Raw genomic sequence first — 16131 nt, 5'->3', positions numbered from 1 at the left:
GATCGACGTAATAAATTCGCCCTTCAAACCGACGAAAGCTCGGCAGCGGAAGGGATTCTCCTTCGATTCGTATGCCTCGTTGCGGAACAGACACGATTCGATACCAACCCGCCCCCCGCCCGTTTCCGCGCCGTCCACCCGAGGGCTAAGGTCTGCGCACATCGGTGACCCTGTCACCACGTTGTCCGTACCCCCAAGGACGAGGTGAAGCACCATGCGTGCATCCAGGCCGAAGGTCGCAATCGCGGCCGTCGCGGTCGCGGCCCTCGCGGTTGCAGGCTGCGCCGAGAGCGACCGTGAGAGTGGCTCCGGAGATAGCAAGAAGGACACCCTCGTCTTCGGCGTCGCCGGAGACCCGAAGGTGCTCGACCCCAGCTTCGCCAGCGACGGTGAGTCGCTGCGCGTGGCGCGCCAGGTCTTCGAGACCCTGGTCCGTCCGGAGGAGGGCGGCACCAAGGTGACGCCGGGCCTCGCCGAGTCCTGGACGCCGGATGCGGCGGGCACGACCTGGACCTTCAAGCTCCGCTCGGGCGTCAAGTTCCACGACGGCACCGACTTCAACGCCGAGGCCGTCTGCGCCAACTTCGACCGCTGGTACAACGCCAAGGGCCTCATGCAGAGCCCGGACGTGACCGCGTACTGGCAGGACGTCATGGGCGGGTTCGCCAAGAACGAGAACCCGGACCTGCCGCCGAGCCTCTTCAAGTCCTGCACCGCCAAGGACGCCACCACTGTGGACCTCGCGTTCACGCGGGTCTCCAGCAAGATCCCGGCCGCGCTCATGCTGCCGTCGTTCTCGATCCAGAGCCCGAAGGCGATGGAGCAGTACGACGCCAGCAACGTGACCGGCACCGCCGAGGACATCAAGTACCCGGCGTACGCGATGGAGCACCCGACGGGCACCGGCCCGTTCAAGTTCAAGGCGTGGGACATCGCGAACAAGACGCTCACCATCGAGCGCAACGACGACTACCACGGCGACAAGGCCAAGCTGAAGACCATCATCTTCAAGACGATCTCGGACGAGAACGCCCGCAAGCAGGCGCTCCGCTCGGGTGACATCCAGGGCTACGACCTGGTCGGCCCGGCCGACGTCGAGCCGCTGAAGAAGGAGGGCTTCAACGTCCTCACCCGGCCCGCCTTCAACATCCTCTACCTGGCGATCAACCAGAAGGGGAACCCGAAGCTGGCCGACCTGAAGGTCCGCCAGGCCATCGCGCACGCGCTGAACCGGCAGGCCCTGGTCGACTCGAAGCTGCCCCCGGGCGCCAAGGTCGCGATGAACTTCTTCCCGGACACCGTCGAGGGCTGGAACGGCGACGTCACCAAGTACGACTACAACCCGGAGAAGGCCAAGGCCCTGCTGGCCGAGGCCGGCGCGTCGAACCTGACGCTGAAGTTCCACTACCCGACCGAGGTCACCCGGCCGTACATGCCGAACCCGAAGGACATCTTCGAGCTGCTCTCGGCGGACCTCAAGGCGGTCGGCATCAACGTCCAGGCCATCCCGCTGAAGTGGAGCCCGGACTACCTCAACGCCACCACCTCCGGCAACAAGCACGACCTGCACTTCCTCGGCTGGACCGGTGACTACGGCGACGCGTACAACTTCATCGGCACCTTCTTCGACCGCCCGAAGGACGAGTGGGGCTTCAACAACGCCCCGCTGTTCGAGCAGTTCAAGGACGCCGACACCACCGCCGACGCGGCGGCCCGGACGGAGAAGTACAAGGCACTGAACAAGACGATCATGGACTTCCTGCCGGGTGTGCCGATCTCGCACTCCCCGCCGGCGATCGTGTTCGGCAAGGACGTGACCGGGATCAAGGCGAGCCCGCTCACCGACGAGCGGTACGCGACCGCAGAGTTCAAGTGATCTGAAGGCACCGTACGCGGGCGGGCGCTGTGACCACAGCGCCCGCCCGCACCCCTCCGCACCCCCTCCGAGGCGCCCGTGTTCCGGTTCATCGTCAGACGCCTGCTACAGCTGATACCCACGTTGTTCGGGCTCTCCGTCCTGCTGTTCATCTGGCTCCGCCGCCTACCCGGCGGGCCCGAGACCGCGATCCTCGGCGAACGGGGCACACCTGAGACGCGCGCCGCCATCCGGCGTAACCTCGGCCTCGACGAGCCGATCCTGGTCCAGTACGCCCGCTTCCTGCGACGGATGATCCGGCTCGACCTGGGCACCTCGACCGGTACGAAGCGGGCGGTCACCACGGAGTTCGTGGAGCGGTTCCCCGGCACCGTCGAGCTGACCGTCATGGCCCTGATCCTCGCGGTCGGCATCGGTATCCCGCTCGGCTACCTGGCCGCCCGCCGCCGGGGCCGGTTCCTCGACCACGCCTCGGTCGGCGGATCGCTCGTCGGCATCTGCATCCCGGTCTTCTTCCTGGCCTACGTGCTCAAGGCGATCTTCGCGGAGAACCTGGGCTGGTTCCCCTCCAGCGGCCGGCAGGACCCGACAATCGGGGCGACCCGGGTCACCAACTTCTTCGTCCTCGACGGGATCATGACCCGCGAGTGGGACGCCGCCGCCGACGCGCTCTGGCACCTCGTGCTGCCGGGTGTCGCGCTCGCCAGCATCCCGCTCGCGATCATCGTCCGGATCACCCGGGCCAGCGTGCTGGAGGTGCTCAACGAGGACTTCGTCCGCACCGCCGAGGCCAAGGGCCTGACCGAGCGGACCGTCCGCCGCCGGCACGTCCTGCGCAACGCCATGCTGCCGGTGGCCACCTCGATCGGCCTCCAGGCCGGTCTCCTGCTCTCCGGCGCGGTGCTCACCGAGACCGTGTTCGCGTTCAGCGGCATCGGCGCGTTCGTCGCCGAGTCGATCAGCCAGCGCGACTACCCGGTGCTGATGGGCTTCATCATGATCATTGCGGTGGTGTACGTGCTGGTGAATCTCCTGGTCGACCTCTCCTACAGCGTGATCGACCCGAGGGTGAGGGTGCGATGACCATCACCGGTGGCAAGAAGCGCGAGAAGATCGACCGGCTCGCCGAGCTGTCCGCCCGCGAGGACGAGCAGGGGGTGAGCCTCTGGAAGGAGGCGTTCCGCCGGCTCCGCCGCAACCCGGCGGCCATCGTCGGCGTGGTCATCCTGGCGATCTTCGTCCTGGTAGCGGTCATCGGGCCGTTCCTCGTCCCGTACAGCCCGACAGACTCCATCGGCATCCGCGAAGGGCTGGTGAAGTCCGGCCAGGGCATCATCCCGGGCGCCTCCGCCGACCACTGGCTCGGCTTCGACCACCAGGGCCGCGACGAGTTCAGCCGGCTCGTCGTCGGGGCCCGGCAGACGCTGCTGGTCGGCGTGGTCTCCACGCTGATCGGCCTCGCGGTCGGCGCGCTGATCGGCGGCGTCGCCGGTGCCGCCGCGGGGCTCGGCGGGCGCTGGGGCCGCTGGATCGACACCACCCTGATGCGCTTCATCGACATGCTGCTGGCCATGCCGAGCCTGCTGCTCGCGGTGAGCATCGCGGCGCTGCTCGGCGCGAGCCTCACCACCGTGATGATCGCCGTGGGTGTGGTGTCCGTGCCGATCTTCGCCCGGCTGCTGCGCGGCTCGATGATCGCCCAGGCCAACAGTGACTACGTGCTGGCCGCGACGTCGCTCGGCGTGAAGAAGTCCAAGATCGCCCTCACCCACGTGGTGCCGAACTCGATCGCCCCGGTCATCGTGCAGGCCACGCTGACACTGGCGACAGCGATCATCGAGGCGGCCGCGCTGTCCTTCCTCGGCCTCGGCAACCCCGACTCGGCCATTCCGGAATGGGGCGTCATGCTCGCCGACGCGCAGCCGTACCTGGGCATCCGGCCGGGCCTGGCGATCTATCCGGCGCTCGGCATCATCATCACCGCGCTCGGGTTCACCCTGCTCGGTGAGGCGATGCGCGAGGCCCTCGATCCGAAGCTGCGGAAGTAGGTCAGTCAGTCATGTGTGAGTCGCGAGGAGTGAGCTTGCGAGCCCCGCAGTCGCGAACGGAGGGTCGGTAATGGCACTGCTCGAAGTGGACGACCTCTCCGTCACGTTCGCCCGTCGTGGGCAGCGCACCGTGCACGCGGTGGACGGGGTGTCCTTCTCGGTCGACACCGGCGAGGTGGTCGGCCTGGTCGGCGAGTCCGGCTGCGGCAAGAGCGTCACGTCGCTGGCGATCATGGGCCTGCTGCCGAAGCAGCCGGGCCTGCGGGTCGGCGGCAAGGCCGTCTTCGACGGCAACGACCTGCTCCAGCTCGACGACCGGTCCCGTCGCGACATCCGCGGCCGGGATGTCGCGATGATCTTCCAGGATCCGCTCTCCTCGTTGAACCCGGTCATCCCGATCGGGCTCCAGGTGACCGAGGTGCTCGCCCGGCACCGGGGCATGAAGGGCGAGGCGGCCGCCAAGGAGGCGGCCGACCTGCTGGACCGGGTGGGCATCCCGGACCCGCGCCGGCGCCTCAAGGAGTACCCGCACCAGCTCTCCGGCGGCATGCGGCAGCGGGCGCTGATCGCCATGGCGGTCGCCTGCCAGCCCCGGCTGCTGATCGCCGACGAGCCGACCACCGCGCTCGACGTCACCATCCAGGCGCAGATCCTGGAACTGCTCAAGGACCTGGTCCGGGACTCCGGCACCGCCCTGGTCATGATCACCCACGACCTCGGCGTGGTCGCCGGCATGTGCGACACCATCAACGTGCTGTACGCCGGCCGGGTGGTGGAGACCGCCACCCGCCGTCCGCTGTTCCGCCAGCCCCGGCACCCGTACACCGAGGGGTTGCTCGGTTCGGTGCCCCGCCTCGACGCCGGCCGCGGCGAACGGCTGAATCCCATCCCCGGCTCGGTACGTGACCTGCTGCCCTGGCCGGACGGCTGCGCGTTCGCCCCGCGCTGCGCCCGCCGCGTCGACGCGTGCGTCGGCGAACCGCCGGAACTGGTGCTCACGCACGACGCGCGCAGCTACCGCTGCGTCAACCCGGTGCCGGTTCCCGGCCTGACCCCGGAGGCGGACGCCCGCGCGACCGCGCCGACGACCACCGAACCGGGTGCGGTGCCGGCCCAGGCCGAGCCGGCCGACCCGCCCGCCGTGCCCGGCTCCGGACCGGCTCCGCGCGAGGAGGAGACCCCATGAGCGACAACGACATCCTCGTCGAGGTGCGCGACCTGAAGGTGCACTTCCCGATCCGCCGGGGCGTGCTCTTCGACCGGACCGTCGGGCACGTCAAGGCGGTCGACGGGGTCGACCTGAGCATCCCGCGCGGCAAGACGTACGGGCTGGTCGGCGAGTCGGGCTGCGGCAAGTCCACGCTCGGCCGGGCGCTGCTCCAGCTCACCCCGCCGACGAGCGGTGAGGTGAAGTTCGACGGCGTCGAGCTGACCACGCTGCCCGCCGGCAAGCTGCGCGCGACGCGCCGCCGGATGCAGATGATCTTCCAGGACCCGATGTCCAGCCTGGACCCCCGGCAGAACGTCGAGTCGATCCTGACCGAGGGCCTCCAGGCGCACGGCATCGGCGCGAACCGGGACGACCGGCGGCGGATCATCGGTGAGACGCTCGACGCGGTCGGCCTGCCGAAGTGGGCGCTGTCCCGCTACCCGCACGAGTTCTCCGGCGGCCAGCGCCAGCGCATCGGCATCGCCCGCGCCCTGGTCCTCGGCCCGGAGCTGATCGTCGCCGACGAGCCGGTCTCCGCCCTGGACGTCTCGATCCAGGCGCAGGTGGTGAACCTGCTCGACGAACTCCAGGACAGCCTCGGCCTGACCTACCTGGTCATCGCGCACGACCTGGCCGTGGTGCGGCACATCTCCGACGTGGTCGGCGTGATGTACCTCGGCGCGCTGGTGGAGGAGGCACCGAGCGACCGGCTCTACACCGAGCCGCTGCACCCGTACACCCGGGCGCTGATGTCGGCGGTGCCGGTGCCGGACCCGGACGTGGAGGACCGGCGCGAGCGCATCCTGCTCGCCGGTGACCTGCCGTCGCCCGCCAACCCGCCGTCGGGCTGCCGGTTCCACACCCGCTGCCCGTGGGCGCAGCCGACCCGCTGCGCGGACGAGCGGCCGGAACTGCGCCAGATCGGCGCCAGCCGGGTGGCCTGCCACTGGGCCGAGCAGATCGCCGCCGGTGAGCTGCGCCCGCACGAGGTGACCGCGAAGGTCACCCGGCCGGAGGACGAGGGCGAGGAGCCGGGCGTGGTGTCCGCGCCCAGCGAACCAGGATCGTACGTCTGACGCTGACGAGGCGCGTGCCCACCCGGACCGGGCGGGGACGCGCCTCGTCGTCCGTCAGCCCTCAGGGCGGTCGAGCAGGCCCACCGCGATGGTGTGCACGGCGTCCAGCGCGGCCGGGTCGGCCAGTGGCGCGGAACCGCCGGTGACCGCGTACCACTCGTCGGCGTCCTTGTACTGCACCCGCAGCGTCACCCGGCCGTCGGCGTGCTCGGTGCGCAGCGTCAACTCGCCGGTCACCACGCCCACCTCGTCCGTCATGACCCCGCCCGGACCCGCGGTGACGTCCGAGGTGCGGTCCGCCGGTCCGCCCGGTGCGCCCCCGGCCGGTGCGCCCGGCACCGCGTCGGCGGTCATGCCCGCCCCGGCGACGTCCGCGGACTCCGGCTGCCGGCCGTCCGCAGTCATCCCGGCCGAGGCCGGGCCGGCCGGTGCGGACTCCGGTGCGTCGCCTGCCTCCGGCGCCGGTGTCGCGTCCGGCCCGGTCACGGTTTGCTCGCCCATGTGCAGCCCTCCAGCATTTCGGTGAGAGCGGCCTTCTCGGCACTCGTCACAGCCAGCCGCCAGTAGTGCTTGACCGTCACCCAGTCGGCCGCGTACTGACACCAGGACGACCGGTTCGACGGCTTCCACTGGGACGGATCCTGGTCACCCTTTGCCCGGTTGGACCGCGCCGAAACCGCGATGAGCTGCGGCCGGGTCAGGTCGTTGGCGAAGTCACCGCGCTTCGAGTCGTCCCACTCCGCCGCGCCCGAGCGCCACGCCGCGGCCAACGGCACGGTGTGGTCGATGTCCACGTCCGACGGATCGTTCAGCACCATCCCGTCGTAGACGCTCTCCCACCGGCCACCCACCACGTTGCAGCCGGACAACTTGATGCCCTCGCCGTCGCGTTGCAGCACGCTGTCGCGTACGTCGCAGTTCTTACCGGTGTCCCGCCAGTGCGGGAAACGGGAGCGGCTGTAGCCCTTCATCGACCCGGCGGTCGCCACCGTCAGCTCACCGAGCTGCTTGTTGACGTTGCCGGTGGCACTCGGTGGCACCTCCGGCTCGGTGACCGACACGTCGCAGCCGGCCACGCCGAGGGCGAGCACCGCGCTCAGCGCGGCCGCCAGCCCGGCTCGGGCTCCTGATCTGGTACGCACAGACGACACCTCTCCAGCTTGCGTGCTCCGGGCGAGTCCGCACAGTACCCGGCGGCGGTTTACGTGATTCGTGGCGTCGAGGGTGGGCGGCGGGCAGAGTGGTGAGACGTGACAGCACCCGCTTCCGCGCTGCGTACCGGCTCCGCCGCCGGACGCGGCACGCTGCTCGCCGCGATCCTCGCCTCGGGCATGGTGTTCCTGGACAGCACAGTCGTCAACGTCGCGCTGCCACGCCTCGGCGCCGAACTGGACGCCACAGTCGCCGGTCTGCAGTGGACCATCAACGGCTACCTGCTCATGCTCGCCGCGTTCGTGCTGCTCGGCGGCGCACTCGGGGACCGGTTCGGCCGGCGGCGCGTCTTCCTGCTCGGCGTGGTCTGGTTCGCGGTGGCGTCGGTGCTCTGCGGGCTGGCCCAGGACACCGGATGGCTCGTCGCCGCCCGGTTCCTCCAGGGCGCGGGCGGGGCGCTGCTCACCCCCGGGTCGCTGTCAGTGCTGCAGGCCAGCTTCCACCCGGACGACAGGGGCCGGGCCATCGGCACCTGGTCCGGGCTGTCCGGGGTGTCCACGGCGCTCGGTCCGCTGCTCGGCGGCTGGCTGATCGACACGCTCTCCTGGCGATGGATCTTCTTCGTCAACCTGCCGCTGGCCGTCGGCGTTCTACTCGCCGCGCTGCGCTGGGTGCCGGAGAGCCGGGACGAGGAGGTCTCGCGTACCGGGGGCGGCCGGCGGTTCGACGTGGCCGGGGCGCTGCTCGGCGCGCTCGCGCTCGGCGGCGTCACGTACGCGCTGATCGACGCCCCGGCGCAGGGCGCCTCCCCGGCGGTGCTGGTCGCGGCGGTGCTCGGGGTGGTCGCCGTGGTGGTCTTCGTGCTCGTCGAGCGGCGGCGCGGCGACACCGCGATGCTGCCCACCGGGCTGTTCTCCAGCCGGCTGTTCTCCGTGCTGAACGTCTTCACGGTGGTGGTGTACGCGGCGCTCGGCGGGTTCACCTTCTTCCTCGCCGTCTACCTGCAGAACGTGGTCGGCTGGTCGGCGCTGCTCACCGGCCTGGCCACCGTGCCGATGACGGTGCTGCTGCTGTTCGGCTCGCCGCGGGCAGGCGCGCTGTCGGTCCGTATCGGCCCCCGGCTGCTGCTCGCCGTCGGCCCGGTGATCGCCGCGGCGGGTCTGCTGCTGCTGCGCCGGGTCGGGCCGGGCGCGTCGTACTGGGTGGACGTGCTGCCGGGCGTGGCGTTGTTCGGCGCCGGGCTCACGTTCGTGGTCGCGCCGCTGACCACGTCGGTGCTCGGCGCGGTCTCGGACCGGTTCGCCGGGGTGGCGAGCGGCTTCAACAACGCCGCCTCCCGGGCCGGTGGCCTGCTCGCGGTGGCCGCACTGCCGCTGCTGGTCGGGCTGTCCGGCACCGGGTACGAGCAGAAGGGTGCGCTGGCCGACGCGTACCGGGGGGCGCTGGCGTGGTGCGCCGGTCTGTTGCTGGCCGGGGCGGTGCTCGCCGCCGTGCTGATCCACCGCCCCGCACGGAAGGAAGGGCCCCTTCTTAACGCCTCCGGTAGAGGAAGGGACCCCTGTTAACACTCGGACCATTCGGGCGCGGATGTTAAGAAGGGCCCCTTTCTATGCGTGACGCGTTAAGAAGGGGCCCTTCCTTGCACCTCAGGCGCGGGTGCGGTTCACCGCGCTCGTGACCGCCTTGATCGACGCGGTGACGATGTTGGCGTCCACCCCGACGCCCCACACCGTGCGGCCGTCCACCTCGCACTCCACGTACGCGGCGGCCTGTGCGTCGCCGCCGGAGGACAGCGCGTGCTCGTGGTAGTCGAGCACCCGTACCGCCACGCCCAGCGACTGCAACGCGTTGACGTACGCGTCGATCGGGCCGTTGCCGACGGCGGTGAGCGCGCGCGTCTCGCCGCCGAAGCCGACGCGGGCGTCGATCTCGACCTTGCCGTCGACGGTGCCGATCGTGTAGCCGGCCAGCCTCACGGCCGGGTCGACCTGGTGGTCGACCAGGTAGTTGCGGGCGAAGATCTCCCACATGGTGGCCGGGTCGACCTCGCCGCCGTCGTGGTCGGTGACATGCTGCACCACGCCGGAGAACTCGATCTGGAGGCGGCGCGGCAGGTCGAGCTGGTGCTCGGTCTTCATGATGTACGCGACGCCGCCCTTGCCGGACTGCGAGTTGACCCGGATGACCGCCTCGTAGGTGCGGCCCAGGTCCTTCGGGTCGACCGGCAGGTAGGGCACCGCCCAGGTGAAGTCGTCGACCGGCACCCCGGCCGCCGTGGCGTCGGCGTTCAGCGCGGCGAAGCCCTTGTTGATCGCGTCCTGGTGCGAGCCGGAGAACGCGGTGTAGACCAGGTCGCCCGCGTACGGGTGGCGCTCGTGCACCGGCAGTTGGTTGCAGTACTCGACGGCGCGCTTGATCTCGTCGATGTTGGAGAAGTCGATCATCGGGTCGATGCCCTGGGAGAACATGTTCAGGCCCAGCGTCACCAGGTCGACGTTGCCGGTGCGCTCGCCGTTGCCGAACAGGCAGCCCTCGATCCGGTCGGCGCCGGCCAGCAGGCCCAGCTCGGCGGCGGCCACGCCGGTGCCCCGGTCGTTGTGCGGGTGCAGGCTCAGCACCAGGCTGTCCCGCCGGGGCAGACGCCGGTGCATCCACTCGATCGAGTCGGCGTAGACGTTCGGCATCGCCATCTCGACGGTGGCCGGCAAGTTGATGATCAGCTTCCGGTCCGGCGTCGGGTCGATCACGTCGATCACCGCCGAGCAGACCTCCAGCGCGTACTCCAGCTCGGTGCCCGTGTACGACTCCGGCGAGTACTCGTAGTGGATGTCGGTGTCCGGGGTGTGGATCTCCGCGTACTTCTGGCACAGCCGCGCGCCCTGCGTGGCGATGTCGGTGATGCCGTCGCGGTCCAGGCCGAAGACGACCCGGCGCTGCAGCGTCGAGGTGGAGTTGTAGAAGTGCACGATGGCCCGGTGGGCGCCGCGCAGCGACTCGAAGGTCCGCTCGATCAGGTGCTCCCGGCACTGGGTCAGCACCTGGATGGTGACGTCGGAGGGGATCAGGTCCTGCTCGATCAGCTGCCGGACGAAGTCGTAGTCGGTCTGGCTCGCCGACGGGAAGCCGACCTCGATCTCCTTGTAGCCCATCTGCACCAGGAGCTGGAACATCCGCCGCTTGCGCTCGGGCGACATCGGGTCGATCAGCGCCTGGTTGCCGTCGCGGAGGTCGACCGCGCACCAGCGGGGCGCGGCCTCGACGCGGCGGGTCGGCCAGGAGCGGTCCGGCAGTTCGACGCCGAACTCACGGTCGTACGGAACGTAGCGGTGGACCGGCATCCGGCTGGGGCGCTGGCGGGCGAACGGATCGGTCTCGGTGACAGGTTGAGCCATCTCGGAGTGCTCCCTGGAACATGTGGCGTCAGCAGATCGGAAAGGTGTCGGCGAGATGCCGGGCGACGGTGCGCGGCGGTGCCGAGAGGAAGATCGGATGTGCTGGACGGCGCGTTTCCACTCCGCGACGAGGTGCCGGCCGGTCAGGCCTCGTCGCGGCAGCCAAGGAGAAGGTACGCGTGCCACATGACAGGGTCACCCTACGTGGTGGGACGTGTCGTGGGAAGGCTGGTCCGGACTATGGGACCGGAGTCACCGAGTCGGAGGACTTCACCACGTCTGGTAGCCGGGGCGCGGGTCGGCCCGGCCGGTGGTACGACGTCGCGGACGGCGGTGCGGATGCTCTCTGGCCCCCATGACCGGTGAGCCGAGCCGGGCCGCACGGTACGCGACGTCGGCGTCGAGCAGTGCCCGTGTCCCAGCACCTCTCCGCGCTGCACGCCGCCGGTCTGGTCACCCGGTCCCGGTCCGGGCGGCACGTGCTCTACCGCAACACCGAGGTCGGCGCCGCGTTGCTGCGCGCGGCGCGGGGCGGCTGAGCGGGCCGCGTCACGGCGTTCCCGGGGCGTCCCGTCCGACCGGCTCGCCGTCGGTCACCGCTCCGGCCAGCTCGACGGTGCCCGGCGCGGCACCGGGCTCGCCGGTCAGCGTGAGGGTGCCGAATCCGGCCCGTACCGCCGCGGGTGTGCCGTCCTGGCGGAAGCAGTAGATGCCTACGTCCAGCGGCGCGTTCAGCGACGCGGAGGTGCTGTCGACCGTGTAGCAGGGGCCGTCGGCACCGGGTAGCGGCTCGGCGGGGGAGACCGCGAGCGGCGCGCGCCGGTCGGTCAGCACCTCCAGCCAGTCGGTGAACGGATGCTGCACCCGGGGGTCCAGCCGGCGCGGCACCGCGTCGTCGGCGTCGCCGAGGCGGACGCACGTCGCCGCCTGCGTCCAGCCGGCCGAGGGCAGCGCGCACTGGAACAGCCCGTCGGGGGTGCCGGCGAGCGAGACGTCCACCGTGCCGGCGTGCGCCCAGCCGGGTACGTCGACCCGCCAGCTGCCGTCGTTGGCGCTGGTCACCGACACCGTCCGGGGCGCGCCCTCGGCGGGGGTGAACGCGTACGTGGCGGTGAGGTGCCGGTCCTGCGCCGCGGCGGCCAGCCCGGCCAGTTCGTCGCGGGCGGCGTCGACCTGCACCGGGACCGGGTCGGCGGTGCCGGTGGGCGCCGCCTCGGGAGAGCCGCCGTCGCAGGCGGCCAGCAGTACCGGCAGGGTGAGCGCGAGCACGCCGGTCAGGCGGGCCGCACGTCGATGAGCGTGCACCGGCTCATTCTGCGTGGTGGGTGTGGTCCCGGTCAGCCCACCGTACGGCTGTACCGCTTGGCGTGTCGCGTACTCCCGGGCTGGTGAGCCGCCCCACGGCGGGGCCGGATGGTGGGATCACCCGACCCGGCCTCGCGGCCCGCCCGATAGGCTGAGGCGGTCTGACACGCGCCGCCGGACCGAGAGACCCGGCGGCGTCGGCACGCTCAGGGTCGTCGCTGGGAGGGAGTGCACCGTCGTGGCACTCGTGGTGCAGAAGTACGGCGGGTCCTCCGTCGCCAACGCCGAGCGGATCAAGCGGGTGGCCGAGCGCATCGTGGCCGCGCGCAAGGCCGGCGACGACGTGGTCGTGGTGGTGTCCGCCATGGGCGACACCACCGACGAGCTGCTCGACCTGGCCAACCAGGTCAGCCCGCTGCCGCCGGGCCGTGAGCTGGACATGCTGCTCACCGCCGGGGAGCGGATCTCCATGGCGCTGCTCGCCATGGCGATCCACAACCTGGGGTACGAGGCCCGCTCGTTCACCGGTTCCCAGGCCGGCGTGATCACCACCTCGGTGCACGGCCGGGCCCGGATCATCGACGTGACCCCGGGGCGGCTCAAGGGCGCGCTGGACGAGGGCGCGGTGGTCATCGTGGCCGGCTTCCAGGGCGTCTCGCAGGACACCAAGGACGTGACCACGCTGGGGCGGGGCGGCTCGGACACCACGGCCGTGGCGCTCGCCGCCGCGCTGCAGGCGGACGTCTGCGAGATCTACACCGACGTGGACGGGATCTTCACCGCCGACCCGCGCATCGTGCCGAACGCCCGGCACATCAAGCGGATCACCTACGAGGAGATGCTGGAGCTGGCCGCCTGCGGCGCGAAGGTGCTGCACTTGCGCAGCGTCGAGTACGCGCGGCGCGCGGGGTTGCCGATCCACGTCCGTTCGTCATACTCGACCAACACCGGCACGATGGTCACCGGATCGATGGAGGACCTTCCTGTGGAACAGGCACTGATCACCGGGGTCGCCCACGACCGCAGCGAAGCGAAGATCACGATCGTCGGCGTGCCCGACGAGCCGGGCGCCGCCGCGTCGATCTTCGACACCGTGGCCGGCGCGGAGATCAACATCGACATGATCGTGCAGAACGTGTCCACCGAGGGCACCGGCCGCACGGACATCTCGTTCACGCTGCCCAAGGCCGACGGCCCGACCGCGATGACCGCGCTCAGCAAGATCCAGGAGTCGGTCAAGTTCAAGGGCCTGCTGTACGACGACCACGTCGGCAAGGTCTCCCTGATCGGCGCGGGCATGCGCTCGCACCCGGGCGTCGCCGCCGGCTTCTTCGCCGCGCTCGGCGCGGCCGGTGTGAACATCGAGATGATCTCCACGTCGGAGATCCGGGTCTCCGTGGTCTGCCGCGACACCGACCTCGACAAGGCGGTCCGCGCCATCCACGACGCCTTCGAGCTGGGTGGTGACACCGAAGCCGTCGTCTACGCCGGCACCGGGCGGTAGCGCGTCATGGCGTCGCTGCCCACCCTCGCCGTGGTCGGGGCGACAGGTGCCGTCGGTACGGTGATGTGCCAGATCCTCTCCTCCCGGCGCAACGTGTGGGGTGAGATCCGGCTGCTCGCCTCCGAGCGGTCGGCCGGCAGGCGCCTGCGGTGCCGGGGCGAGGAGCTGACCGTCCAGGCGCTCACCGCCGACGCCCTCGACGGCGTCGACGTGGCGATGTTCGACGTGCCGGACGACGTGTCCGCCCGGTGGGCCCCGGTCGCGGCGGCGCGCGGCGCGGTGGTGGTGGACAACTCCGGCGCCTTCCGGATGGACCGCGACGTGCCGCTCGTGGTTCCCGAGATCAACCCCGAGCAGGTACGAAACCGGCCCAAGGGCATCATCGCCAACGCCAACTGCACCACGCTGGCGATGATCGTCGCGGTCGCGCCGCTGCACCGCGAGTACGGCCTGCGTGAGCTGGTGCTCGCGTCGTACCAGGCGGTCTCCGGTGCGGGGCGGGCCGGCGTGGACGCGCTGCACCTCCAGCTCGGCAAGATCGCGGGCGATCGGGTGCTCGGGTCCCGCGCCGGTGACGTACGGCAGGCCGTCGGCGACGAGCTGGGTCCGTTCCCGGCGCCGCTGGCGCTCAACGTCGTACCGTGGGCGGGCTCGCTCGCCGACGGCGGCTGGTCCTCCGAGGAGATGAAGCTGCGCGACGAGTCGCGCAAGATCCTCGGGCTGCCCGACCTCAAGGTGTCCGCCACCTGCGTACGGGTGCCGGTGGTGACCGGTCACTCGGTCGCCGTGCACGCGGTCTTCGCCACCGAGGTGGACGCCGAGGGCGCCCGCGAGGTGCTGCGCAACGCGCCGGGTGTGATCCTGGTCGACGACCCGGCGGCCGGGGAGTTCCCGATGCCGATCGACGCGGTCGGCACCGATCCCTCCTGGGTGGGCCGGATCCGTCGCGCGGTGGACGACCCCCGGGCGCTGGACCTCTTCGTGACGGGCGACAACCTCCGCAAGGGCGCCGCCCTCAACACGGCCCAGATAGCCGAACTCCTGGCCAAGGAACTCACCCGCCCGTAACCCCCGCCCAGAGTCGGTCGATTCAGGCGGCGGAGAGGTGGACGCCGTCCCGGCCGTGGCGCTTCACGGCGTACAGGGCCTGGTCGGCTCGGTGCAGGGTGCGTTCGAGGGACTCGCCGGGTCTCGGCAGGGCGACGCCGACGCTGATCGTCCGGCCGGTGTGGCGGGCCGCCTCGGTGAGCCGTTCGGCGATGCGGACCGCCTCCTCGGGGCGGCTCACCTCGATCACCGCCACGAACTCGTCGCCGCCGGTCCGGTACAGCTCGTCGCCCTGGCGCAACGCGCCCTCCAGCGCCCGGGCCAGCCCCACCAGCAGCCGGTCACCGGCCTGGTGGCCGTACGTGTCGTTGACGTCCTTGAACCCGTCCACGTCGATCGCCAGCAGCGCGGTACGCCCCGGCGTGGCGGTGGCGATCCGCTTCCCGAACGAGCCGGTGTGCCGCAGCCCGGTGAGCGGGTCCGAGCTGGCCTGCTCGCGCAGCCGGGCGAGCGTACGCAGCCGGTCCAGGCAGGTCCACGCCTGCCCGGCGAGCAGCTCGATCAGGTTGACGGTGGTCGGGTCGGGGCGCAGACGTTGCTCGTCGGCGACGAGCAGCACGCCGCCGGAGACCGGCGTGCCGACCGGCACCGCCACGAGCGTGCGTGCGCCGGCCCGGGTCAGCGGCAGGTACTCCTCGGTGGGCGGGTGGCCCGCCTCACCCAGCGTGTACGCCGAGCCGTACCGGTGGGCCCGGTCGATCATGCGGTCGAGCGCGGCCGGTCCGGCCTCGGCCAGCTCGGCCCGGATCCGCGCCTCCAGCTCGCCCGGGGTGCCGGTGGGTGCGCCGAGGCGGGGGCCCTGCCGGCCGGTGAGCACCAGCACGGCGGCGGAGAGCGCCGACACGTCCCGGGCCGCGGCGAGCGCGGCGGTCATCAGGTCCCAGTCGGTCGGCGCGGCGGTGAACGCGGCGGCGTGCCGGAGCAGCTTCTCGCTGCGGCTCTCGGCCGGCGGCCCGCCGAGCGCGGCGATCCGCCCGCCGAGGCGGTCGGCCACCAGTTCGGCGGTCTCCCGCCACGCCGCGAGCACGACCGGCTCGCTCCACTGGAGGTCGAGCACCCCGATCGGACGGCCGTGCGGGTCGCGTACCGGCACACAGAGTTCGGCGGTGACGTCCGGACGGACCGGGAGGTAGTCGGGGTCGGCGCTGACGTCGGGCACGGCGGCGGTGACGCCGGAGGCGTAGACCCGACGGACCACCGAGGGTTCGGCCCGGTGGCGGCCCGGCGGGGTGCCGTCGGCGGTGGCCGGTACGTGGGAGAACACCTGCCAGGCGCCGGTGGCGGCGACGCAGCGCAGACGGTCGTGGACGCGGAGCAGGACGGTGGCGGTCGCCGGTGTGTGCCGGGCGAGCGCGGCGACGGTCCACTGGCACGCCTCCGGAACGGTCGACGCCGTGGGGAGGCGCACCGTGACGTCGCGGAGGACTCGCTCGTGATCCACGTCGTTCCTGCTCGGAGGGG

At 71.4% G+C, this 16131-nt stretch carries 14 protein-coding genes; 9 read left to right on the top strand and 5 right to left on the bottom strand.

The window, feature by feature from the left end:
- The first annotated feature begins 214 nt into the window (after nt 1-214).
- The 5 genes from GA0070215_RS18385 (at nt 215) to GA0070215_RS18365 (ending at nt 6210) form a co-directional block, all read left to right on the top strand.
- On the top strand, nt 215-1876 hold the full coding sequence (locus tag GA0070215_RS18385; protein WP_018786543.1) for an ABC transporter substrate-binding protein: 1662 nt from the start codon (nt 215-217) through the stop codon (nt 1874-1876).
- 78 nt (nt 1877-1954) lie between these two features.
- Nucleotides 1955-2959: an ABC transporter permease gene (locus tag GA0070215_RS18380; protein WP_091047842.1), complete on the top strand. Its 1005-nt coding sequence runs from the start codon at nt 1955-1957 to the stop codon at nt 2957-2959.
- Entirely contained in the window at nt 2956-3924 is a 969-nt protein-coding gene (locus GA0070215_RS18375; protein WP_018786545.1) for an ABC transporter permease, read from the top strand. Before GA0070215_RS18380 ends, GA0070215_RS18375 begins: the two co-directional genes overlap by 4 nt.
- 70 nt (nt 3925-3994) lie before the next feature.
- The gene (locus GA0070215_RS18370) at nt 3995-5110 is read left to right on the top strand and encodes an ABC transporter ATP-binding protein (RefSeq protein WP_091047838.1); all 1116 of its coding nucleotides are present in this window, start codon (nt 3995-3997) and stop codon (nt 5108-5110) included.
- Nucleotides 5107-6210, top strand: coding sequence for an ABC transporter ATP-binding protein (locus GA0070215_RS18365; protein WP_091047835.1), 1104 nt, complete (start codon nt 5107-5109; stop codon nt 6208-6210). The genes GA0070215_RS18370 and GA0070215_RS18365 overlap by 4 nt, the downstream gene beginning before the upstream one ends.
- 54 nt (nt 6211-6264) lie before the next feature.
- Here the strand turns inward: GA0070215_RS18365 and GA0070215_RS18360 are convergent, their stop codons facing one another.
- Together GA0070215_RS18360 and GA0070215_RS18355 are read right to left on the bottom strand one after the other, a co-directional pair.
- Nucleotides 6265-6711 carry a hypothetical protein gene (locus tag GA0070215_RS18360; RefSeq protein ID WP_026268167.1) on the bottom strand — a complete coding sequence of 149 codons (447 nt, stop codon included), beginning with the start codon at nt 6709-6711 and terminating at the stop codon, nt 6265-6267.
- A complete protein-coding gene (locus GA0070215_RS18355) occupies nt 6693-7352 on the bottom strand; it encodes an HNH endonuclease family protein (RefSeq protein WP_091047831.1) in 660 nt (219 codons plus the stop codon). The genes GA0070215_RS18360 and GA0070215_RS18355 overlap by 19 nt, the downstream gene beginning before the upstream one ends.
- A gap of 108 nt (nt 7353-7460) precedes the next feature.
- Here GA0070215_RS18355 and GA0070215_RS18350 point away from each other — a divergent pair, with 108 nt between their 5' ends.
- Nucleotides 7461-8927 carry an MFS transporter gene (locus tag GA0070215_RS18350; RefSeq protein ID WP_091047828.1) on the top strand — a complete coding sequence of 489 codons (1467 nt, stop codon included), beginning with the start codon at nt 7461-7463 and terminating at the stop codon, nt 8925-8927.
- Between the two features lie 81 nt (nt 8928-9008).
- Here GA0070215_RS18350 and leuA read toward each other — a convergent pair whose 3' ends face one another.
- On the bottom strand, nt 9009-10754 hold the full coding sequence (gene leuA / locus GA0070215_RS18345) for a 2-isopropylmalate synthase (RefSeq protein ID WP_091047824.1): 1746 nt from the start codon (nt 10752-10754) through the stop codon (nt 9009-9011).
- A gap of 413 nt (nt 10755-11167) precedes the next feature.
- On the opposite strand from leuA, the gene GA0070215_RS29565 reads away from it, so the two are divergent.
- Nucleotides 11168-11293 (top strand): helix-turn-helix domain-containing protein, encoded by a 126-nt coding sequence (locus GA0070215_RS29565; RefSeq protein ID WP_018786552.1) that lies wholly within the window; start codon nt 11168-11170, stop codon nt 11291-11293.
- Nucleotides 11294-11303: 10 nt separating this feature from the next.
- Here the strand turns inward: GA0070215_RS29565 and GA0070215_RS18340 are convergent, their stop codons facing one another.
- Nucleotides 11304-12059: a hypothetical protein gene (locus GA0070215_RS18340; protein WP_377469365.1), complete on the bottom strand. Its 756-nt coding sequence runs from the start codon at nt 12057-12059 to the stop codon at nt 11304-11306.
- Between the two features lie 238 nt (nt 12060-12297).
- On the opposite strand from GA0070215_RS18340, the gene GA0070215_RS18335 reads away from it, so the two are divergent.
- Both GA0070215_RS18335 and GA0070215_RS18330 read left to right on the top strand, forming a co-directional pair.
- Nucleotides 12298-13563 carry an aspartate kinase gene (locus GA0070215_RS18335; RefSeq protein ID WP_091047818.1) on the top strand — a complete coding sequence of 422 codons (1266 nt, stop codon included), beginning with the start codon at nt 12298-12300 and terminating at the stop codon, nt 13561-13563.
- 6 nt (nt 13564-13569) lie between these two features.
- Complete coding sequence (locus GA0070215_RS18330; protein ID WP_091047812.1) at nt 13570-14631, top strand: aspartate-semialdehyde dehydrogenase; 1062 nt, start codon at nt 13570-13572, stop codon at nt 14629-14631.
- A 22-nt stretch (nt 14632-14653) separates the two neighbouring features.
- Here the strand turns inward: GA0070215_RS18330 and GA0070215_RS18325 are convergent, their stop codons facing one another.
- Complete coding sequence (locus GA0070215_RS18325) at nt 14654-16111, bottom strand: GGDEF domain-containing protein (protein ID WP_091047809.1); 1458 nt, start codon at nt 16109-16111, stop codon at nt 14654-14656.
- Nucleotides 16112-16131: the final 20 nt, after the last annotated feature.

The organism is Micromonospora marina, from assembly GCF_900091565.1.
Classification (GTDB): Bacteria; Actinomycetota; Actinomycetes; order Mycobacteriales; family Micromonosporaceae; genus Micromonospora; species Micromonospora marina.
This window is presented reverse-complemented; position numbering and strand designations above follow the sequence as displayed.